Source organism: Clostridium sp. AM27-28 (genome assembly GCF_003480955.1).
Lineage (GTDB): Bacteria > Bacillota > Clostridia > Lachnospirales > Lachnospiraceae > Otoolea > Otoolea fessa.
The window spans coordinates 51,741-75,139 of sequence record NZ_QUJT01000008.1; the positions used below are offsets into that span (position 1 = coordinate 51,741).

Annotated in this window: 16 protein-coding genes, 1 pseudogene and 1 riboswitch; of the genes and pseudogenes, 5 read left to right on the top strand and 12 right to left on the bottom strand. The window is 48.8% G+C overall.

All coding sequences use genetic code 11. From position 1 onward, the window contains the following. Positions 1–63 precede the first annotated feature (63 nt). The 3 genes from DW720_RS09895 to DW720_RS09905 form a co-directional block, all read right to left on the bottom strand. Positions 64–1,269: a phosphoglycerate kinase gene (locus DW720_RS09895; RefSeq protein ID WP_107001070.1), complete on the bottom strand. Its 1,206-nt coding sequence runs from the start codon at positions 1,267–1,269 to the stop codon at positions 64–66. A gap of 103 nt (positions 1,270–1,372) precedes the next feature. Then, the gene (gap, locus tag DW720_RS09900; protein ID WP_022359484.1) at positions 1,373–2,386 is read right to left on the bottom strand and encodes a type I glyceraldehyde-3-phosphate dehydrogenase; all 1,014 of its coding nucleotides are present in this window, start codon (positions 2,384–2,386) and stop codon (positions 1,373–1,375) included. Positions 2,387–2,821: 435 nt separating this feature from the next. Beyond that, positions 2,822–4,147, bottom strand: a complete 1,326-nt coding sequence (locus tag DW720_RS09905; RefSeq protein ID WP_118481883.1) for an IS200/IS605 family element transposase accessory protein TnpB — start codon at positions 4,145–4,147, stop codon at positions 2,822–2,824. A gap of 481 nt (positions 4,148–4,628) precedes the next feature. Between DW720_RS09905 and DW720_RS09910 the strand changes: the two are divergent. From DW720_RS09910 to DW720_RS09935, 5 genes and pseudogenes are all read left to right on the top strand, one after another. Further along, positions 4,629–5,841: pseudogene (locus DW720_RS09910) on the top strand (IS110 family transposase). 491 nt (positions 5,842–6,332) lie between these two features. Next, a complete protein-coding gene (locus tag DW720_RS09920) occupies positions 6,333–7,988 on the top strand; it encodes an ATP-binding protein (protein ID WP_118467257.1) in 1,656 nt (551 codons plus the stop codon). After that, on the top strand, positions 7,981–8,670 hold the full coding sequence (locus DW720_RS09925) for a response regulator (RefSeq protein ID WP_118749590.1): 690 nt from the start codon (positions 7,981–7,983) through the stop codon (positions 8,668–8,670). The genes DW720_RS09920 and DW720_RS09925 overlap by 8 nt, the downstream gene beginning before the upstream one ends. Before the next feature lie 235 nt (positions 8,671–8,905). Continuing rightward, positions 8,906–10,159: a sodium/glutamate symporter gene (locus DW720_RS09930; protein ID WP_022359481.1), complete on the top strand. Its 1,254-nt coding sequence runs from the start codon at positions 8,906–8,908 to the stop codon at positions 10,157–10,159. Between the two features lie 295 nt (positions 10,160–10,454). Further along, positions 10,455–11,477, top strand: a complete 1,023-nt coding sequence (locus DW720_RS09935) for a TAXI family TRAP transporter solute-binding subunit (RefSeq protein ID WP_118749591.1) — start codon at positions 10,455–10,457, stop codon at positions 11,475–11,477. Positions 11,478–11,579: 102 nt separating this feature from the next. Here the strand turns inward: DW720_RS09935 and ribE are convergent, their stop codons facing one another. The 9 genes from ribE to DW720_RS09980 form a co-directional block, all read right to left on the bottom strand. Beyond that, positions 11,580–12,050, bottom strand: coding sequence for a 6,7-dimethyl-8-ribityllumazine synthase (gene ribE / locus DW720_RS09940; RefSeq protein ID WP_022359479.1), 471 nt, complete (start codon positions 12,048–12,050; stop codon positions 11,580–11,582). Between the two features lie 44 nt (positions 12,051–12,094). Next, positions 12,095–13,297 carry a bifunctional 3,4-dihydroxy-2-butanone-4-phosphate synthase/GTP cyclohydrolase II gene (locus tag DW720_RS09945; protein WP_107001076.1) on the bottom strand — a complete coding sequence of 401 codons (1,203 nt, stop codon included), beginning with the start codon at positions 13,295–13,297 and terminating at the stop codon, positions 12,095–12,097. A 15-nt stretch (positions 13,298–13,312) separates the two neighbouring features. Continuing rightward, positions 13,313–13,960: a riboflavin synthase gene (locus DW720_RS09950; RefSeq protein ID WP_118523239.1), complete on the bottom strand. Its 648-nt coding sequence runs from the start codon at positions 13,958–13,960 to the stop codon at positions 13,313–13,315. A gap of 47 nt (positions 13,961–14,007) precedes the next feature. Further along, entirely contained in the window at positions 14,008–15,150 is a 1,143-nt protein-coding gene (gene ribD / locus DW720_RS09955; protein ID WP_118749592.1) for a bifunctional diaminohydroxyphosphoribosylaminopyrimidine deaminase/5-amino-6-(5-phosphoribosylamino)uracil reductase RibD, read from the bottom strand. 241 nt (positions 15,151–15,391) lie between these two features. Next, a riboswitch (FMN riboswitch) is annotated at positions 15,392–15,507 on the bottom strand. Positions 15,508–15,640: 133 nt separating this feature from the next. Then, the gene (locus DW720_RS09960; protein WP_118749593.1) at positions 15,641–17,032 is read right to left on the bottom strand and encodes an MATE family efflux transporter; all 1,392 of its coding nucleotides are present in this window, start codon (positions 17,030–17,032) and stop codon (positions 15,641–15,643) included. Between the two features lie 669 nt (positions 17,033–17,701). Next, entirely contained in the window at positions 17,702–19,063 is a 1,362-nt protein-coding gene (locus DW720_RS09965) for an NCS2 family permease (RefSeq protein WP_022359656.1), read from the bottom strand. Between the two features lie 40 nt (positions 19,064–19,103). Further along, positions 19,104–20,381 (bottom strand): ribonuclease E/G, encoded by a 1,278-nt coding sequence (locus DW720_RS09970; protein WP_118471966.1) that lies wholly within the window; start codon positions 20,379–20,381, stop codon positions 19,104–19,106. A 105-nt stretch (positions 20,382–20,486) separates the two neighbouring features. Further along, complete coding sequence (locus tag DW720_RS09975; protein WP_118471964.1) at positions 20,487–21,293, bottom strand: TIGR03936 family radical SAM-associated protein; 807 nt, start codon at positions 21,291–21,293, stop codon at positions 20,487–20,489. Positions 21,294–21,306: 13 nt separating this feature from the next. Next, positions 21,307–23,175 (bottom strand): TIGR03960 family B12-binding radical SAM protein, encoded by a 1,869-nt coding sequence (locus DW720_RS09980; protein WP_118743180.1) that lies wholly within the window; start codon positions 23,173–23,175, stop codon positions 21,307–21,309. Between the last annotated feature and the right edge of the window lie 224 nt (positions 23,176–23,399).

The following is a 23,399-nucleotide window of genomic DNA, read 5'->3' on the forward strand; positions in this document are numbered from 1 at the left end:
CTGCCACCACGTTTTCTTACGGCACTTTCGGTTCCAAAAGTGCCTACCTGTAAACAGTAACATTTATTTATTATTCGCTGCCGCTACGCCCGGAAGCTCCTTTCCCTCTAAGAATTCCAGGGAAGCGCCGCCGCCGGTAGAAATATGGGTCATCTTGTCGCCAAATCCAAGCTGGTTGACCGCTGCTGCAGAATCGCCGCCACCGATGATCGTGGTCGCTTCGGTGTCTGCCAGTGCTTTTGCAACTGCGATTGTACCCTGTGCAAGAGTCGGGTTCTCAAATACACCCATCGGTCCGTTCCATACAACTGTCTTAGCAGATTTTACGGTGTCTGCATACAGCTTTGCAGTTTCCGGTCCTATGTCAAGTCCCATCGTGTCAGCCGGGATAGCGTCAACCGATACATTCTGTACCTCGATCGGTGCATCGATCGGATCCGGGAAGGATGCTGCTACAGCTGCATCAACCGGAAGAAGCAGTTTCTTGCCAAGCTTCGCTGCCTTCTCTACCATCTCACGGCAATAATCTAACTTTGTATCATCGACTAAGGATTTACCAATCTCCTTGCCCTGTGCTTTTAAGAAGGTAAATGCCATGCCGCCGCCGATGATCAGCGTGTCGCACTTCTCCAGCAGGTTGGAGATAACGTTTAATTTATCGGCTACCTTCGCGCCGCCTAAAATGGCAACGAACGGGCGGACCGGGTTATCTACTGCATTTCCAAGGAAATCGATCTCTTTCTGCATCAGGTAACCAACTACTGCGGTGTCCACATACTGGGTCACGCCTACGTTTGAGCAATGTGCGCGGTGTGCAGTACCAAATGCATCGTCCACATAGACATCACACAGGGATGCCAGATCCTTGCTGAACGCCTCACCGTTCTTGGTTTCCTCGGCACGGTAACGGGTGTTCTCAAGCAGAACAACCTCGCCATCCTTCATCGCCTCAACGGCTGCCTTTGCGTTCGGTCCAACCACTTCCGGATCGGCTGCAAATTTCACTTCCTGTCCCAGAAGTTCAGACAGACGAACGGCTACCGGTGCCAGAGACAGCTCCGGCTTCGGCTCTCCCTTCGGTTTGCCGAGGTGAGAGCAGAGAATTACCTTTCCACCGTCCGCAATCAGTTTTTTGATCGTCGGAAGCGCTGCCACCAGACGGTTTTCATCGGTGATCTTTCCTTCTTTTAACGGTACGTTGAAATCACAGCGTACCAGAACGCGTTTGCCCTTTACATTGATATCATCCACGGATTTTTTATTCAGCATATCCTGTCTCCTTTACATTATAAAAGAATAAAAAACAGGTCCGGTCCCGACCGAGGACCGGACCCATCTTGAATCCTTATGATTTTCTATCGAATCGATAAAATTATGCCAGCTCTGCGAAGTATTTGATTGTACGAACCATCTGGCTTGTGTAGGAGTTCTCGTTGTCATACCAGGAAACAACCTGTACCTGATATAAGTCATCACCGATCGGAGATACCATAGTCTGTGTAGAATCAAACAGGGAACCATAGCGGATACCTACGATATCGGAAGATACGATCTCATCCTCGTTGTAGCCGAAGGACTCAGTCTGAGCTGCCTTCATAGCCTCGTTGATAGCTTCCTTAGTAACGTCAGCTTTCTTAACAACGGCTGTCAGAATGGTAGTGGAACCAGTCGGAACCGGAACACGCTGTGCGGAACCGATGAGCTTTCCGTTTAATTCCGGAATAACCAGACCGATCGCTTTTGCAGCACCAGTGGAGTTCGGAACGATGTTGACAGCGCCTGCTCTTGCTCTTCTTAAATCGCCTTTTCTGTGCGGTCCGTCCAGAATCATCTGATCGCCTGTGTAAGCGTGGATGGTGGACATGATACCGGACTGAATCGGAGCATAATCGTTTAATGCCTTAGCCATCGGAGCCAGGCAGTTAGTTGTACAGGATGCTGCGGAGATAATCTTATCTTCCGGTTTCAGTGTCTTGTGGTTTACATTGTATACGATAGTCGGAAGGTCATTGCCTGCCGGTGCGGAGATAACGACTTTCTTAGCACCTGCATCGATATGAGCCTGTGCTTTTGCCTTGGATGTATAGAATCCGGTACACTCCAGAACTACGTCTACACCAATCTCGCCCCACGGAAGTTCAGCAGCGTTTGCCTTTGCGTAGATAGTAATCTTCTTGCCATCTACTACAATATAATCTTCGCCAGCTTCTACCGTATGTCCATCGTATCTGCCCTGAGCAGAATCATACTTTAACAGGTGAGCTAACATTTTCGGATTTGTCAGATCGTTGATAGCTACGACTTCGTAACCCTCAGCGCCAAACATCTGTCTGAAAGCCAGACGACCAATACGACCAAAACCATTAATTGCAACTTTTACTGCCATGATCTCATTCCTCCTAGAAATTCATCTTCATGATTGTTAAATATTAATCAACCCTGCTTGTATTGTACCCAACTTTTCCTAAAATAGCAAGTGGTTTTTTGTAAATTTTACAGCAAATATTCAGTATTTTCTCTCTTGCTGCGCACAACTTCGACGGATTGTCATACCTTAAATGGAATTTTGTGCTGACAGCCTTAATTTTGCATAATTTTTTAACCAAATGCTCTAATTCGAACTATTTTCATTTTAATCGATCTCTTCTTGTTTGTGAACCTCACATGGCTAAAGTCACGTGCTTCTCGGCCGTTTTAAACGGCAAGACTAAATATCGGCGGATACGCCAGTATCTTAGAATTCGTGCGGATACGCACTTTTTCCACACCGGATACGGCTGGTTTCCACATTACAGGTAGTCCGCTGTATATCTGCCTGCGTTTATGCTGCTTTTAAGTTGTTTACTTCTACATAAAGCTTTCTTAAATCTGCATAAACACAGGAGGTTCTACGCTTCACTACAGGGACTTTTGCCTCCAGTGAAGACCTTTCCGTTTCCGGCAAGGGTTTTAAAAGTTCCCGTATAAAATATCTCGCTCCAATATTATAGGCTGCTGACAGGTCGCAGTTATACTGCTTTCCTGTCTGGAAGATACATAGGCTATGGTTCTCCGGATTTCTTACTACCGCTCCACTTCCGTCACAGGCCAGCCTGCTGGTGTTCCGGGCACTAACTCTGGACACACGAATCCTGTTCCGATGTGCCTGATGTTCACATAGCTTCTGAATATCCCTCTTTCTCCATAAATGAAGTTTTTGCTTCTTTTTTCCGGATATTTTTCCTTGCATTTCCAGATACTCAAAAACAATTACACCTGCCTGATATTCTACGGCATATTTCGTGATTTCCGCAGCTATTTTACGGGACAGTTCCATATTCAGCCTTTTTGCATAATCCCATCGGCTTTGAACCTGTCTGGAGGAATGTTCTCTCTGAAAACGGCGGATTCTGCCAAGCACATGATACAAATGGTCTTTATCACTGGGGAAATTTATAAATTTACGTCCCAGAATAGTGCCATCTGCACGCATGATACTACAAACTGCATCCGTATTGATTCCTAAATCAACGCTGCATATCACCTGCTGTTTTACAGCTGTTTTCGATAAGGTTACTTCCTCTGTGTATGAAAATCGAAGGAAATATTTATGATGTTTCCTTTCCAAAGTTGGTGCGGATGCCTTTTTCCCGCTCCACTTTTTCCGAAGATATTCCATATCGGTATGAAGTAATTTTACCTGAAACCACTTCCACTCACGCCCATCAAATAGCTTTAAATGTGCCACATCTTCTCCCGGTTCTGCTTCTCTATACATGACATCCCGATAGAATACCGGCATCGCATGATTCTCACAGACCAGCTTCGGTTTCCCCCTCAGTTCTCCCTTTTCCCACAAACTAAGGCGTGATTGATAGGAGGACACGGCTCCAAGTGCGTGTTGAATCGCCGCTCTTCTCAGATAAGATGGCATCTTAGGAAAATGACGGTCAAACGGAAATCTGGCATGATTCTTTTTTGTCTCATGTACCAGATGTTCCGCCTCATTAAAGCGTTTTTGTAGATTTTTGATTTCTGAAAGTTCTTCCCAGATCTCTGCATACACCGGAATCAGATAGGAAACTGCTTTCCGAAAAATATCCAGCGTAGAGCGGAGCGGTATATTCTTTTTTTTAATTTCTACTCCATAGCTGGATACAATCTGCATAAAGGTCCCTGCTTTCTGTTTTCGATATTTCGCACACTGTGCAAAATGATACTGTAAAAAATACGCATTTCTTCTACCTACGAAAGTAATTTTTCTTTCGTAGGTAATACACTATATTTACATTTATATTATACCATGCATCTCTTTGCAAAGCAAACATTTGTTCTATATCTATTAAAATAATTGGCACACCTAACTCATCACTACTACAATATACTTATGGGTAATCCCCTTACATCCAGTAAGGATTTATCCATCTCATTACTTAAACTGTTAGAATGTAGGATGCAATGGTATATCGACTTCATCACTAGGACTTAGCGTCCGTACTTTAGACTGATAACCAGCTCCTCATTCACAGTGTTCGTTTTATGCAGGTTGAATCACATTAAGTGCATTCGTGTCACACACAGTAGTTTGAGCAGGTAATGAGTAAATCTGGTATTTATCCATTGTAATATTTTTAAGGAGTGACAAATTTATGAACGCAGTAGGTATTGATGTTTCAAAAGGTAAAAGCATGGTTACAATTCTAAGACCATTTGGTGAGATTGTATCCTCTCCTTTTGAGATCAAGCACACATCCAGTGATATCCTTTCACTAATTAAACTTATTCACTCTATCGAAGGTGAATCACGAATTGTAATGGAGCACACCGGACACTATTACGAAGTACTTGCTCAGCAATTTTCAGCAGCTGGTCTGTTTGTCAGTGCTGTTAATCCTAAGCTAGTCAAAAACTTTAATAATGACTCTCTTCGCAAAGTTAAATCTGACAAAGCTGATTCCATCAAGATCGCCCGCTATGCTCTTGACAAATGGCAAAATCTTAAACCATATAGTATTGTGGATGAATTGCGCACACAACTAAAGGCCATGAATCGTCAGTTTCATTTCTATGTGAAACAAAAAACGGCTATGAAAAATAATCTTATTAATCTCATTGACCAGACATACCCAAATGCAAATACTTATTTTAATAGTCCACCCCGCAGTGATGGCTCCCAAAAATGGGTTGATTTTGTCTATACGTATTGGCATGTAGATTGCGTTCGTAAAATGTCTCTAAATTCTTTTGTTAAACACTATCAAAACTGGTGCAAGCAAAAAAAAATATATCTTCAATAAATCAAAAGCCGAAGAAATTTATACCAAGGCAACGGAACTTGTCCCGGTATTTCCTAAAAACGAAATAACCAAACGCATCATTAGACAAGCTATCGCTCAGCTTAACAGCACTTCCGCTACCGTCGAAACAATACGCATTCTCATGAATGAAACCGCCTCAAAACTTCCAGAGTACCCGATTGTTATGCAGTTTAAAGGGATTGGTCCATCTTTTGGTCCACAGCTTATGGCTGAGATCGGTGATATAACCAGATTTACACATAAAGGAGCCCTTACTGCTTTCGCCGGGGTAGATCCTGGCGTAAACGAGTCTGGCTCCTATGCACAAAAAAGTGTTCCAACATCCAAACGTGGGTCTTCAAATTTAAGAAAGACTCTTTTTCAAGTAATGGATGTTCTTATTAAAACAATGCCGCAAGATGATCCTGTATATCAATTCATGGACAGAAAACGTGCCCAGGGTAAACCGTACTATGTTTACATGACTGCAGGCGCTAATAAATTTCTCAGAATTTATTATGGACGAGTGAAGGAATATCTCTGTATTCTTTCTGAGTCAAGCTAATTCAAAACTTTTATTTGCAAACCAGCACTGCTTGTGGTGGTCTTATTTTAGTGCCTAATTTTAACCATGTAAAATTTTATATTTTTTTACCCATTAAGTCTTGACTTTTTATTTGCAGGCTAAAGTAACGAGAATGCGGTGTGCCGTTTTTCAACCTTTTTCCATCCAGCGTCTCGTAAACCGTTACACTTTCGTTATTGTACACGCATACGTGTCCAGTAACGGAATTTGCCGTGGCTTCGCATTTGAATACGGCAAATTCCTGCTGCCACCACGTTTTCTTACGGCACTTTCGGTTCCAAAAGTGCCTACCCGTGAACAATAACCCGGCCACTTTGCAATTCGCCATCCAGCGCCTTGTAAACCTCCACACTTTCTTGCAGATCGTTTCTTTTTTTACTATAATAACTTTAATCATCGTTTTGGTTTACACATTTTGCAGACCGGATCAACTCATTTCCTACATCAAATAAATTCCGGAGGTTTTATATATGAAGATAAAGGAAGGAAAATCAGCGCTGGAACAGAATCTGTACCGATCCTTTCTGCTCCTTTCCGCTACCCTGGTGCTCATCTCACTCGGTTTTACTCTGTTTTTTGATATTTCCAGGCAGCGAAAGGATATGGACAAGCTGATCAGCGGTACTGCTTCTTATATTGCTGCAATTCCGGATGTCGCCGCCATGCTGGAAAACGGCTATCCTGATTCCACCGTGACCCGCGACCTGGATTCTCTTTCTTCGAATATACCAGATATCAATGTCATCGTCATCAGTGATAAAAACGGACTGCGCTTTTACCACACGAACCGTCTGAAAACCGGCGATTCCTACGTGGCAGGTGACGAGGACGCTATTCTGGCAGGAAGCGATCCATATATCACAACCGGCTACGGCACGCACGGCATGCAGCGGCGCGCCTTTCACGCAGTAAAAAACAGCGGCGGAGAGATCGTCGGTTTTGTGATGGTTTCCCTGTTCACCGCTACCCTGTCCGCCCAGCACCGCAGTCTGCTGTTCTTTTATATAATTATATTCCTGATCATGATGATCGTCAGCATTTCCCTGACGCACACAATGTTCTCCCTGCTGCGCGACTCCCTGTTGGGATATGACCCGGAAGAACTCGTCAATATTTATACCCGCCAGGATGAGGTCATGAATATGATCGACGAGGGACTTGCCGCAACCGATCTGGACGGCAGAATTCTCTTTGCCAACCAGAAAGTTTCCACAATACTCGGTCGTCCTGCAAACGACCCTCCGCTCACCCACCTCACGATTCAGGAATTGTTTCCACAGACCGCTTTCGATCAGGTCATAAAAACCGGCGAAAGTGTAACGCACGAGAGCATCAGCTTCGCCGGACGCCAGCTCATCGTCAAGGAGGTGCCGATCCATGGACGCGGTAAACAGGCGCGCCGGGGTGTCCTGATCGTTTTATTTGACCGCACCGACCTCCTGCGTCTCTCCGACGAGCTTTCCGGCGCCCACAATATGTTGGACACGCTGCGCGCGTTCAACCATGAATTTTTAAATAAGCTGCACATCATTCTCGGCTACCTACAGACCGGGGAGATTCAGCAGGCGATGAATTTTATCACCAACAGCAGCCTTGTCTCCAGCCAGTCCGTCCGTGAGACAGCCAACTGCATCCGCGTTCCGAAAATCTGTGCGCTTGTGATCGGGAAAATGATGCACGCCGCCGAGCTTGGCATCCGCCTGCAGGTCAGCGCCGACAGCACCTGCCGCGACCATGATCTGCTGATCCCGGTGGAAGGATTTGTCACCATTCTCGGCAATCTGATGGAAAATGCCATTGAAGAGCTAAGCCACGATCACACCGCCAGTCCGGATGTCATTAACGCATCTGAAAGCCCGCGCGAGATCCACATCGGCATCTACTGCCGCCCAGACGTCAACATCATCACCTGCGAGGACACCGGGCACGGCATACAGCCACAGCTGCTCGATCATATTTTCGAAAAAGGTGTTTCCTCCAAGGGCGAGAACCGCGGAACCGGGCTTTTCCTGGTTCATGAGCTGATGGAGGAGTACGGCGGAACCATTGATATCGACACAGAGCCTGGCGAGGGCACCTGCTTCACCCTGACATTTACCCGAAAGGAGACAGAATCTAATGTATAAAGTCATTATTATAGAAGATGATCCGATGGTTGCATCCATCAATAAACAGTATGTCGAGCTGACCTCCTCTTTTCACGTGGAGGCAACTTTCAAAAACGGCATCCTTGCCCTGCAGTATCTGCAGAACTGCACGGTTGACCTGATTATTCTCGACTACTACACGCCTCAGATGAACGGTGACGAATTTATCGATCAGCTCCACGCGGCTGGCATGACCCCTGCGATCATCATGGTAACCTCCGCCAACGACGCAGAGACCGTCCGCCGGCTTATATCCCGCGGCGTCACCGATTATCTCGTCAAACCATTTGAATATGACCGTTTCAAAGCCGCCCTGGAACGATTTGCGAAACGTCAGGAGGAACTGAAAACATCGACGTCCGCTTCTGACCTGGGACAGGCGGAGATCGACCGCCTCTTCTCCGTCCCGGATGCCTCCTCCCAGAGCGCTCCGCTGACAAAGGGCTTAAATGAACGCACCCTTGGACTGATCCGTCTCTTTCTCTCCGAACATCCGGAGGAGGTCTGGTCCAGCGAACAGATTTCGGAACAGGTTCATTTGTCCCGTATTACAGTCCGGCGGTACTTAAATTACTTAGTCGAAACCAACGAACTGGTCAGCATGATCGATTACCAGACCGGTGGACGCCCTTCTATTAAATATAGATATTCCGGAAAATAAGAACCACTTCGTTTTCCAGCAATATTCAGGTTTTTCCTGCCTTTTCGCGGCTGCAGCTGTACAGATTCACCATAGAGCCGAATCTATACTGCAGTCGCTTTTTTATAGTCATTTTTATTTACAATACTTACAAAACTGTATTTAAAATTACATAAATTGACTTCCCTTTTTCAATCTTATAAACTGCTTATAAAAGAAATAAACAAATTCTTAAAAAAGAATGGAGGGAAGTTCTATGTTAGAACACATTATGGGATACTTTGGAACTTACACACCGGCAGCCGACGGTGCCATCGCAACATTCCAGTTCGAGTATCTGACCACACTTGGTTTCGCAGCCATCGTTATCTTCTTAGGACGCGCGATTGTCGCTCACAGCGCCCTGCTCAGAAAATATGCTATACCGGCTCCGGTTATCTCCGGTATCATCTTTTCTGTTGTTGTATCTATCATCAAGGGTTCCGGAATCATCGGTTTTTCCTTTGATGCAAAAATCGTAAAAGACTTATGCCAGAACTTATTCTTCCTGTGCGTAGGTTTCGGCTTCAGCTACAAGATGTTAAAACACGCAGGCGGAAAGCTTTGTATCGCAATCGCAGTTGCGGCCTGTGTCCTGATTACCTTACAGGATGTCGTTGGTTACCTGGTAGGCAGCGCCATCGGTCTTCATCCGCTTCTGGCTCTGCAGTGTTCTTCCTCAGCTATGTCCGGCGGTGTTGGTACTGCTTCTGCATTTGGTCCTATCTTCGAGAACATGGGTGCTCCGGATGCAACCACAGTCGGTGTAGCAGCCGGTACTATGGGCAACATCATGGGTTCCTTAATCGGTGGTCCGGTTGCAGCTTTCCTGATTTCCCGTCACGGTCTGAAATCTGACCCGAACGACAGACCGGAATCCTCAAAATCTGGTTCAGCAGCTGTTCTTAACAACACTCGTATGATCAAGGCATTCGCCCTGTCTCTGCTTGTAGCAGCACTTGGTATGCCGATCTACTGCCTGTTAGACAACATCCCGATGATCGAGATGCCGAAATTCATCGGTTGTCTGTTCGCAGGTGCTATTGCAAGAAACATCATGGATGCAGCTGGTATCGAATTCCCGGTTCCGGAGATCGACGCTATCGAGCATATGTTCCTGGAACTCTACCTGGCACTGGTTCTGATGACCATCGATATCACAAAGCTGGCTCCGGTAGCTGGTCAGATGGGTATCATCCTCCTTGCACAGGCTATCCTGATGGCACTCTTTGCAATCTTCGTATCCTTCAACTTATTTGGCCGCGATTACGGTGCAGCTGTTATGGCAGCTGGTAACTGTGGATGGGGCTGTGGTTCAGGTCCGAACGCAGTAGCAAACGAGAAAGCCGTTATGGATCAGTATGGATGGCACACCGTTGCTTGGGTTCTGTATCCGTCCTTCGCAGTTATCATCGACGATATTTACAACCCGATTTTCCTTTCCATCTTCTCCAGCCTGATTACAAAATAATCACTGAGACGAGATAGGAACACTTCATATAAGACATCTTTTATATAACAACATACCTAAGGCTCAATTGAAAATGTAACCTGAAAGAAGAGCGTCCGGTTCCCCCACATAAACCGGACGCTCTTTTTTTCATAGAAATTTTCTATCTATCTATCTTCTATCTTGGTCTTGTCTTATCACTGTTTTTTATGTTATACTTTTATAGAGTTTTAATATTCTTTTAATCGCTAAGGCAGCATTCGACAGAACCGCTGCGTTTTTTTATATACTGATAAACTACGAAAAGGTGAGATCTATGAAAATAAAAAAACTAGTAAAATTGGCACCAATGATGCTTCTTACCTTCCTGCTCGGACTTTCCGGCTGTTCCGGCAGCACCTCCGCAGATGCGCGGGTCAACGACCATCCCAGCGAAGCAGACGAAGAGCTGCACGTTCTGACCATCGGAACTGCCGACAGCGGCGGAACCATGTACCCGGTTGGCAGTGCCATCGCCTCTGTTTTAAGCGGACATGATGAACAGCTCAAGGTCAATTTAAGCGCCTCCAACGGTTCCTACACGAACGTGGAAAATATCAAAAACGGACAATTTGATATGGGACTGGTCAGCGGCGATGTGGCATTTTCCGCCTATCAGGGAACGGACGAATTTTCCGGTCATCCGGTCGAATCCCTGCGGGCGATCGGGGCCGTCTATTCAAGCCTGTCCACCTGGATGGCGCCGGAATCCGAGCATATCTCCTACGTTCATGAACTCGCCGGACACCACATTGCCGTCGGACCAGAAGGATCCACCACAGAGCTTTCCGCCCGCACCGCCCTCAAAGCAGCCGGGCTCAATATTGCCAACACTGCCCTTGAAAACTACAGCTTCTCCGCCAGCGTGGACTCTGTCTTAAACGGTAAACTCGACGCCGTCCACAGCTTCGCCGGAATCCCGGTCCACAGCCTGACCGACCTGGCCAGCCAGACGCCCTGCCGCCTGCTGGAGTACACTGACGAAGAAATGCAAAAAATTCTTGCAGCCAGCCCCTTCTACGTCCGCGCCACCGTCCCAGCCGGTACCTATCCGGGACAAACCGAGACACTGAAAACCTTTGGAATCAAATGCCTTCTCTGTGTGGACGCATCCATGGACGAACAGCTGGTCTACACCATCACCAAGATTCTCGACGAATCCCGTGAAGAACTGATCAGCGCCCACCCATCCTTAAGTAACTTATCTGATCCGGAATATATATGCAGCCAGCTTCCTATTGCGCTGCATCCGGGAGCTGAGAAATATTATACGGAACAGGGGCTGTTGAAAACAGAGTAACACCAAAACCTGGCGCATGGACGAATTTTCCTAAGACAACAAAGCCAGGGCTGCAGCATTCCGCAGTCCTGGCTTTTTCGATGCCCGATTACCTGATTATTTTTACTTCCGGATCTCCCGCAGCAAATTCACCATCTCGATTGCTCCCATCGCGCAGTCAAATCCCTTATTTCCGCTCTTTGTTCCCGCTCTCTCGATCGCCTGCTCGATCGTATCCGTCGTCAGCACACCGAACATAACCGGCACGCTGCTTGCCAGAGAAACCTGTGCGATTCCTTTCGAAACCTCGCTGCACACATAATCATAATGGCTTGTGCTTCCACGGATAACTGCACCCACGCAGATCACCGCATCATACTTTCCGCACTTCGCCATCTCCGACGCAATCAGCGGAATCTCAAAAGCACCTGGAACCCACGCAACATCTACGTCCTCCTCCGAGACATTGTGACGGCGCAGCGCATCCTGCGCGCCTGCGACCAGTTTCGAGGTGATAAACTCATTGAATCGTGCCGCCACAATTCCGATCCTCATATTATTTTCCGCTACTACGTTTCCTTCAAATGTACGCATAAGTACCATCCTTTCCGACGATCTATTTTCGCCTGTCACTTTTTCTATTTAAAATTCAAAATATGTCCCATCCGCGCCTGCTTCGTTTTCAGGTAAAATCCATCATACGGCGTCGCCTCCATCTGAATCGGCACGCGCTCCTTGATTTCCATGCCAAAATCCGAAAGCTGATATACCTTATCCGGGTTATTGGTCAGAAGACGCAGCGTCTTGATTCCCAGATCCTTTAAAATCTGTGCCCCAATGTAGTATTCCCGCAGATCGCCCTTAAATCCCAGCGCCAGGTTCGCATCCAGCGTGTCCATGCCGCCATCCTGCAGCTTGTAGGCGCGCAGCTTATTTAAAAGCCCGATGCCTCGTCCCTCCTGCCGCATATAGAGGAGAACGCCTCGTCCCTCTTTCTCAATCTGGGTCATCGCCGACGCAAGCTGCTGTCCGCAGTCGCACCGCAGGGAACCAAATGCATCGCCGGTCAGGCACTCCGAATGCACGCGGCAGAGTACATCTTTCCCATCTCCGATATCGCCCTTGACGAGTGCCACATGGTGTTCTCCATTTAAGAGATTCAGGTAGCCATACGCGCGGAATTCGCCGTATTTCGTCGGCATCCGCGTCTCTGCCACACACTCGACCAGCTTTTCATGTCTCTTGCGGTACTCCTGCAGCTGTTTAATGGAAATCATCGCCAGACCCCATTGTTCTGCCATCGCAAATAATTCTTCCGACCGCATCATCGTTCCATCCTCGCGCATGATCTCGCAGCACAGACCGCATTCCGGCAGCCCTGCAAGCCGCATCAGGTCTACCGTCGCCTCTGTGTGACCGTTGCGCTCCAGAATGCCGTTTTTCTTCGCCATCAGCGGAAACATATGTCCCGGACGGCGGAAATCCTCCGGCTTTGTGTCCGGATCCACGCACGCGCGCGCCGTAATACCGCGCTCCTCGGCAGAAATACCGGTGGTCGTCGTTTTATGGTCGATCGATACGGTAAACGCCGTCTCATGGTTATCCGTGTTATCCATCACCATCTGTGGGAATTGCAGCTTCCGGCAGATTTCTGCGCTCATCGGCATACAGATTAAGCCCTTCGCATGCGTCGCCATGAAATTGACATTTTCTGTCGTGGCAAAACTTGCCGCGCAGATAAGATCGCCTTCATTTTCGCGATCCTCGTCATCCGTAACCAGGATTAAATGTCCCTGTTTCAGCTCGTCCAGAGCCTTTTCAACTGTATCAAACTGCTTCATTGTTCTCCTCCTCTATTAAAATCCATACCGCTGCAGAAATTCTCTTGTCATGCCCTTTCCTGCCTTATCCTCTTCTTCCGCTCCTATCAGCTTCGCCACATACTTTCCAATGCAGTCATTTTCCAGATTGACGATATCGCCTGCCCGCTTAAACGCAAGTGCTGTCTCCTGCAGCGTATGCGGGATGATGGATACGGAAAATGATACATGATCCACCCGTGCGACCGTCAGGCTGATTCCGTCGATCGCGATCGATCCTTTTTCCACAATCAGCCGCAGAATCGGTTCTGGAGCCTGAATCGTATACCAGACGGCATTTCCGTCCCGGCGCACATCCCGGATGGTTCCGGTTCCGTCGATGTGACCGGAGACGATATGTCCGCCAAACCGTCCGCCCGCCAGCATCGCCCGCTCCAGATTGACCGGGCTTTTGACACCCAGCGCCCCCAGGGACGAACGGTTCAGCGTCTCATGCATCACATCCGCACAGAAATAATCTCTCCCAAATGACGTGACCGTCAGACACACACCGTTGACCGCAATGCTGTCACCCAGATGGACATCCGAGAGCACCTTGGACGCCGCAACCGTCAGCCGTGCCGATACCGCCTGACGCTCAATCGCGCGGATCCTTCCCACTTCCTCTATGATTCCTGTGAACATCTTTTCTCCTTTTCAAATCAGCGATTTTTTCCCATTCTAACACCGCCTCATGCATCTTGACCGGACACTTCATATTCCAGCAGCAGATCCTCTCCCAGCCACACTGCCTCCGGCTTTTTAAGAAGAAATGCCTCCGGTGGCGCATCCACGCCGGTTCCCCTTACCGGGGTCGGGGCACCTGCCCCTCCGAAAATCTTCGGTGCAATGTAGGCCTGCACCCGGTTCACAAGCCCCGCCTTTAAAAACGACCATGCCAGCGTCCCGCCGCTCTCGACCATCACGCTGTCCACTTTTTCCTCGCCCAGCCGCTGCATCATCGCCTGCAAATCCAGTTCTCCCTCTTTTGCCGGGACACTTAAAACACGACAGCCGGCGTCCTCATATGCTTTCTTCCTTCCAGCATCCGATACCGCTGTCACAATCCAGGTCGGCGTCTCCCGCGCGGTCTGTACCACGGTCGATGAAAGCGGTGTCCGAAGGTTCGTGTCCGCAATCACCCGGAGCGGATTTTTCCCGCCTGGAATCCGGCAGGTCAGCTGCGGATTGTCTGCCAGCACCGTCGAAACGCCAGTCAGAATCGCCATATAACGCCCGCGGTCCTCATGCACCCGCTTCCGCGCCGCCTCGCCCGTGATCCACTGGGATTTACCCGACACCGTCGCTGTCTTTCCGTCGAGTGTCATCGCGTATTTCAGCACCGTAAACGGAAGTTTCGTCCGCATGAAATGGAAGAACACCTCATTCTGCCGTTCACACTCTCCGCGTAAAACTCCGGCCACCACTTCCAGCCCTTTTTCCCTCAGAAGCCGGATGCCGCGCCCTGCCACCACCGGATTCGGATCCGTGCAGCCGACAATCACGCGCTTCACCCCAGATGCCAGCACCGCTTCCGTACACGGCGGCTGTTTTCCGGTGTGACAGCAGGGTTCCAGCGTCACATACAAATCTGCTCCCGCCGTCTCTTCGCCCCGCTCTGCCGCATTCTTAAATGCCTCCCGTTCTGCATGAAGCTGTCCATATCGTGTATGATATCCCTCGCCGATGATGCGTCCATCCTTTACCAGCACCGCGCCGACCATCGGATTCGGATTGACCCATCCGTGCCCTTTTTCTGCCAGTGCTAACGCCTGCTTCATATATTCCCGATCCTGTGGCTGCTCACCGGGAACCTTTACATGGATTCGTTCCATCTTTTTCCCCACCTTTCCATGCAAAAAGCCCTGAAATGTGAAACACTTTTATTTTCACATCTCAGGGCTTATAATTTTTATTCCATAACATCTTTTATGATATTAATTATCGTAAATATTTTTTATGCATCCTTTCTCGATGACTTTTCTCCCTCTTTTGCCATAGCGGTATATATCCGCCATATCCATCATCCGGGGGAGTGTATCTGGAAGCTTCCCGGCACCGCCGTTTTTATTTACGTTTTCTCTTCTTTCATCCAGACTATACGGTCGGTTTTGGAATTACACCAAATCATGCGCCATGCGCTCGCGGACTTTACCGCCGGTCGGGAATTACACCCTGCCCTGAAGATATCGTTATTTTGTTGTCATTCATTATCTGTATTGCATTATAGATCCAGAGAATCCGTTTGTCAATCCATTATTTTTTCATTTATTGATGGATGACAGCGTTATCTGACATACATTTTCAGCCATTTTAAGCGCCGCCTCAAGTGTCTGCTTCCACTACTTTCCCGTTCAATTTAGCGCGCTCTACACAGCGCCCCATAATGCGCCCAATCAAAAGAAGATACACGATCACCGACACCGTCGTTCCGCCGAAATCCGATACCACTTCTGCGTAGAAAACATTTTCAACTCCCGCAAACACCGGAATCAGGAACACGCTGAGCAGGTACAGCAGCTTCCGGAACATTGACAGCGAGATCGCCACCGACGGCACGCCCATTCCGGTAAATCCATCTACGACCTCATACTGGACTGCCAGTGGAATAATCCCCATCGTGTAGACCCGGATCGCCCAGACGGTCAGTTCCACATAGGACTCATTGCGCGTAAAGAGATACACAAAATACTGCGCCAGCGTCCGTGAAAACAGGAACATAATGCTGCACTGCACCACCGCCAGCAATGTGATATACTTCTGTGCGCTCCGGATCCGATCCGGGCGTCCCGCGCCGAAATTGAAGCCCAGGATCGCCCCCGTTCCCGATGTAATGCCTCCGAGCGGCATCGTCACGATCAGCATAAAGCTCTGCACGATTGTCGTACAGGTCAAAAGCATGTCCGCCTCCGCGCCGCCATACATCTGAATTACCGTATTGAGCGAAATGATCAGCACATTGTCAAATGCAATAATCAAAAATGGCGACAGTCCCATCAGCGCAATCTTACAGACTGTCTTCACCTGCGGACATTCAAATTCAAGCCGCAGAAGCACGCGATTTCCTCGCAGAAAACGAAGGACAAAGGCCGCCGACGCAAACTGTGACAGAACCGTGGCAAACGCCGCCCCCGCCACGCCCATGTCAAACACAAAAATAAACACTGGATCCAGCACAATATTCGTTACCGCGCCAAGCGCCACCGAAATCATTCCAATCCGCGCAAATCCCTGGCAGATAATAAACTGGTTCATTCCGATCGAAAGCAGTGCAAAGACCGTTCCCAGCAGATAGATCGTAAAATACGATTCCGCATACGGCAGAATCGCCTCACTCGCACCAAACCGCGTCAAAATTTCACGTTTAAACACAAACAGAACTAACGTCAGAACCGCCGACAGCCCGACAATCATCCAGAAGCTGTTCGCCAGAATCTTTTTCGCTTTCTCATTCTGTCCCTCACCCATACGGATGCTCATGAGCGGCGAGCCGCCCACACCGACCAGATAGGCAAACGCGGAGATCAACGTCACAATCGGTCCGCTGACACCGACACCCGCAAGCGCTGTCTCCCCGATCACTGGGATATTTCCAATATAGATTCGATCGACCACGCTGTAAAGCACATTGATAAACTGCGCCAGCATCGAAGGAATCGCCAGACGGAGCACCAGCCGCCGGATATCGTCCCGCCCCAAATCATTTTCTATCTTCATATGTATCCCACCTCCGTATGAAACCCGCCCTGCTGTTTTGTTTTCATGTTTTCTTAACTTTTCCTCCCAGAACTGGTTCCATGCGTGTTTCTTTCGCCAGAGTCTACTCCCTCTTCTGTCGTTACTGTTCACACACGTGTGCCCAGCAACGGGATTTTGCCGATGCTGCGCATTCCAAATCGGCAAAATCTGCTGCCAGAACTGTATCGTACGGAATTTTCAGTTCAGAAAATTCCTACCTGTGAACAGTTACCCTCTGTCCTTTATACCGTCTGCCCGCCAAAATGTCAATGAGATATTCCTGATAAAAATTACCCCTTTTTTGTACAGTAAAAAGCGCCGGCACTGCAAGCAGGTCCGGCGCTTTTTACCCAATATCGGTTGCTGGTTGTCAACCGATACCGAAAAGATCCCAGCAGAAAATCTTGGACAGTTCGTAACGGAGTGTAATGCATCAAGGAATTTCGAGTAACTTGATTTTTTTTGTTCGTCTCTGTCCGCGTTCTTCCGCGCGGGAATGATTTTCATCCGTTCAATAAGTTAATGCGCTGCATACGCATTTTATTGCACGTTAATCAAAAAAATTTTAAAAACTTTTTTTGATATAGACTATTTTATTATGAAAACCTGTTTTCGTCAAGTTTTCAGGGGTTAAATTATTACAAGTTGTTACAGGAAAATGTATTTGAGAACGAAGAGCACCGCCAGCACATACATCAGCGGAGTGATCTTCTTTGCTTTTCCTGCTGCCACATTCAAAAGCACATAAGAGATAATTCCCATGGAAATACCCTCGGAAATGCTGTAGAACAACGGCATGGCAATGATTGCCAGATATGCCGGGATTGCCTCGGTGATATTGTCCTCATCGAAACGAATTTCAGTTACAGTTCCCACCATCAGGAAGCCAACCATGATTAATGCCGGAGCCGTCGCAAAGGACGGGATCGCCGTAAAAATCGGTGCAAACAGGGTGGAAAGCAGGAACAGGAGTGCCGATACCAGAGCAGTCAGACCGGTACGTCCTCCGACTGCAACACCCGATGCAGACTCAACGAAGGTAGTCGTTGTGGAAGTACCTAATACCGCACCAAAGGAAGTTGCGATCGCATCTGCCATCAGCGCCGGACGGATACCCGGAAGACGACCTTCCTCGTCCAGCATGTCTGCCTTGGTTGCTACACCAATTAATGTACCAAGTGTATCAAAAATATCTACAAACAGGAATGAGAAAATAACTACGATAAAATTGATAATTCCAACTGCATCGAAGTCAACGGTAAAGCATTTACCAAAAGTCTCTCCCAGTTTGGAGAAATCGGTGATTCCCAGGGTCGGGAACAGGGTGTAGAAACCATTCTCTACGTCCGGTGTGTAAATGCCGGTTACCTGGCACAGCATACCGAGAATCCAGGTTCCCAGAATGCCGTACAGAATCGCGCCTTTCACACGGTAGGTGTATAAAACCGCCATGATAAACAGACCGATCAGCGCCAGCAGCGCGCAGATACCTGCGGTATGGAAATTTTCCGGGAAGCTGATGATCGTTACCAGTGTGGAAGAGTCTACTGAAAGTCCCGCATTCTGAAGACCGATAAATGCGATGAACAGACCGATGCCGACGGACACACCGCGCTTTAAAGTCAACGGAATCGCATTGAAGATCGCCTCGCGCACGTTTGTCAGAGACAGCACGATGAAGATCAGACCCTCTGCAAATACAGCCAGCAGTGCAACATGCCAGCTATAGCCATAGCCCGCGCACACCGTATACGCCATATACGCGTTGAGCCCCATGCCTGCGGACAGAACGAACGGCAGGTTCGCCATAAATGCCATGCAGGCAGTACCGATGAATGATGCCAGAGCCGTAGCCAGAAGCACCGCAGTCGGGTCCATGCCGGTCGATCCGAGGATGCTCGGATTGACTGCCAGAATGTACGCCATCGTCATAAAGGTCGTAATTCCAGCCATGACTTCCGTCTTTACGGTCGTCTGATGTTCGGATAGCTTAAATACTTTTTCAAACATCTTTTCTTCTCCTTGTGTTTTTCATTCTATGATTCAACCGCTACAAAATCTCATGAAGCGGACGGCGCACCTTTTTGCGGGTGATCTCCACCAGCCCAAGCCGCGTCATATCCACCAGGATCGTTTTGACCGGGTCACGGGAAAGCTCTTCCCCGAGCGTCCGCATCAGCGTCTCCTGATCTTCTTTCGATTCCATATCGATAAAATCCACAATAATAATACCGGAAAGATTGCGAAGGGAAAGCTGGCGCGCCACCTCATGCGCCGCCTCCAGATTAATCTTAAGAATGGTCTCCGCCGGTGTCTTCTTGCCGGTGTATTTCCCCGTATTGACATCGATAACTGTCAACGCTTCCGTAGGTTCAATCACAAGATATCCACCGGATTTCATCCAGACACGGCGATCCGATGCACTTTTAAGCACCGATTCCAGGCGGTACAGCTTCATTAATGGAAGGTTCTCATCTGTATATAGGGACAAGTTCGGAACCGCCTGTTTTATGCTTTCATTTTTATCTGCCTGGGGCTGATTTTCTTTTTGTTCTTTGTCCTCTTCCTTCTCTTCCTCCAGCCATGCCTCAATCTTCTTCGCATACTCCGGCACATCTGTGATGATCTCCGAAAGGGTTCCTTTCTTCGCATCCCTAAGACTCTGGATATAGGGCGGCGTACCCTGCTCTAAAAGGCTGTAACAGGTGCGGCAGGCTGCCCGGGCAAAAAGTTCTTCCATCTGCTGTTTCAGCTTCTCTGTTTCTGCACAGAGTGTTTCGATGGAAGCCGACGCCCCATTCGTCCGGACAATCAGTCCAAAACGCTCATCCTTATGTGTCAGAAGTTCCTCCCGCACCTTCTCTTTCCAGGCATTATCCTTGATTTTTGTCGAAAATCCGATCTGCGGTTTTCCAACCGTCAGAACCATATAGGTACCCGGAAAATTCAGACAGCAGGTCACGGACGGATCCTTGGTTTTCAGGGCGTCGCGGGATACCTGGACGAGAAGCTCGTCTCCAGCTTTTAGTTTCCGTGGACTTACTTTCTTCTCAGAATTTCCAGAATATCCGAATGAACATAGCTGGTTCAGCTCGTCTGTATAAAGCGGAACCGGGTTTTCCGCCAGGCTGAAATATCCGGTTTTTCCACCGCCGAGGTCAATAAACGCGGCATTGATGTTTTTTACCACATTTTTCACCTTGCCGATGTAAATATTCCCCAGCAGGCTTTCATCGCCAGATTCCAGCGTCAGCGACCGGCAGTGCCCGTCCGAGAGGAGCGCCGTCAGGCTTCGATCCTTCCATTTTGTCACTATTAACTGATCCAAACTCTTCGTCTCCTCTCATTTTTTGCTGCCGTTCACACTTCGCGCTACCTGCAGCCGGATTTTGCTGGCGCTTCGCATTTCATCTTTTAATGAACATTGAAGCATTTACACGATCTCGCTTCCATACGCCTCAAGCGGCACATATTCCGGTGCGCCCTCGGCGCCCTCGTCCGCATACAGCTCCTCGCGCTCGACCTGAATGGCAAACGGGCGGTAGGTCAGCCCCAGGCTCTCATAGAATGCCTGCAATACCTGCTCCGGCTTTCCGTTTGCCGCACTGCCCGATAAGAGACGCAGGAAGACACAGATTCCTTCCGCCTGTTTTTCCTCCTCAACCGTCTCATTTTCCAGATCCGGATACCAGTCTGCGACCATCGCCGGAACATACTCTTTCCGCTCTGCGATTCGCGCCTCACAGATCAGCGGACGCAGATCCACGGTTCTCTCGCCCTTTTTCGTCTGCTTCACAAACGGAATTGTCTCGTTTTTGCAGAATGTCAGGAATTTCCCGAAAAATTCTTCTACACTGCTGCCGTCCTCCGGTGCAAATCCCTCTTTAAACCAGAATGTGTAATCAGCAGCTGCCACCAGCGACATCGCATTCTTTGCCGTCTCCGGAAGCTCGCGGTAGCTGAGCACCTCCAGCCCCTCGGCGCTGACCTCATTTAAGCGGCGCACCATCCCGGTCGAATTTCCGCTGGAATTGACATCAATATCCACATACTCCGCATGGCTGATAAGCCCCACGCTGAGCGGAGACGCAAACGACATGATCTGGTGCGGGCTGAATCCTTCGCTATAACGGATATCCACTTCCGCCCGGCGCATCACCTTCTGGAAGTAACGCATCACGTCCAGATGACCGATAAAACGCACCGTTCCCTGTTTTTGAAATTTAATTCGTATCTTCATGACCGCTCCTTCCTCATGCCCGTTCTTCGAAACAGACTCCGCCGCCGTACTTACGGACACCACATCCCGAACAGCGCATCCGGCAGTTCGGCGTTACCGTTTCCGCCTGTGCGTTCGCCCACTCGCGTTTCAAGAAATCCTTCGTCACACCCGCGTCGATAAAATCCCACGGGAACACTTCATCAAGGCTTCGCTCACGCGTCGTATAGAAATCAATGTCCACGCCGCAGGTCTCAAACGCCTTCATCCAGATATCATTGTTGAAATACTCTGACCAGGAATCGTAGATTGCACCCTGACGGTACGCCTCTTCGATCACAGCTGCCACCCGGCGGTCGCCGCGCGCCAGAACACCTTCCAGCACGGTCACATCCGCCTCATGCCAGTTATAGCGCAGACTCTTCTTATTTAACATCTCTTTCATGCGGTGGTTGACGATGCTCGCGCGCTCCAAGAACTGCTCTTTCGTGCACATCGGCGCCCACTGGAACGGGGTAAATGGCTTCGGCACAAAGAACGAGGTGCTGGCGGTTACCTGCACCTTGCCGTGGCGCTGCTCCTTCGGAACCGTGTCATAGTACACTTCCGCCACCTTCTCCGAAAGCTCGGCAATGCCCTGCATATCTTCCACGGTCTCAGTCGGAAGTCCCAGCATGAAGTAGAGCTTTACGCGGTTCCAGCCGCCCTTGAACGCCTCGGCAGAACCATTTAAAATGTTTTCCTCGGTCAGACCCTTGTTGATAACGTTACGCAGACGCTGGGATCCCGCCTCCGGTGCAAAGGTCAAGCTGCTCTTCTTCACGTCCTGCACCTTGCTCATGACATCGAGGGAAAATGCGTCAATACGCAGGGACGGCAGAGACACATTGACGCCCTTTCCGTCAAACTCGTCGATCAGAAAATTGACGATTCCCTCCAGCTTCGTGTAATCACTGGAGCTCAGCGAACTCAGCGAAATTTCCTCATGTCCGGTGCTCTTTAGCATCGTCCGCGCCAGACGTTTCAGTTCCTCCAGGCTGCGCTCGCGCACCGGGCGATATACCATGCCCGCCTGGCAGAAACGGCATCCACGGATACAGCCGCGCATGATCTCGAGAACCACACGGTCCTGCGTCGCGCGCAGATACGGAACCACCGGCTTCTCCGGATACCAGGTATCGCTCATATCCATGACAAGCTGCTTGGAAACGGTCTGCGGCGCGTGCGGGTTGTTCGGCGTCATCGCCTCGATCGTGCCATCCTCTTTGTACGTCACATCATAAAATCCCGGCACATAGATACCCGGAATCTGCGCCGCCTGCTCCAGAAATTCCTTCCGGCTGCCGCCGCGCGCCTTGATCTCCTTGTAACGGTCGATCAGGTCAAAATAAACCACCTCGCCCTCGCCCATATAGAAGAGATCAAAAAACGGCGCGATCGGCTCCGGATTGTAAGTACACGGACCGCCGCCGATAACGATCGGATCCTCCTCAGTGCGATCTTCTGCATGGAGCGGAATCTGTGATAATTCCAGCACCTGCAAAATATTGGTGTAGCACATTTCGTACTGGATTGTAATTCCAAGGAAGTCAAATTTTTTGATCGGATCCTGGCTTTCAACAGCAAACAGCGGGATCTTCTGCTCCCGCATGATCGGATCTAAGTCCATCCACGGGGAATAAACGCGCTCACAGTAAACGTCATCCCGGCGATTGAACATATCATAAAGAATCTGGATGCCCAGATGGGACATACCGATCTCATACACATCCGGAAAGCACATGGCAAACCGGACTGCTACCTTCGACGGATCCTTCTTCACCATATTCACCTCACCGCCAATATAACGCGCCGGCTGGGAGATCTTGAGAAGGATTTCATCACTTAATGCTAATTTTCTCATAAAATTATTTTTACCTACATTTCTCATTTTTTGCGATGTGTTCATCGCTGTTTTTTAGTTCTTTTTTTGTTCTTCTCCGTAAACGTAAAAATACAAATTCTTGTCAAGTATTTTTTTGCAGACAGTTTACATAACTTTTTTCACTCTTACAGCAAAAAATTGTTTCTGAAATACGCACAATTCTGATTTTTCATTTTTTTACGGACAAATCTGTTGCATATGTG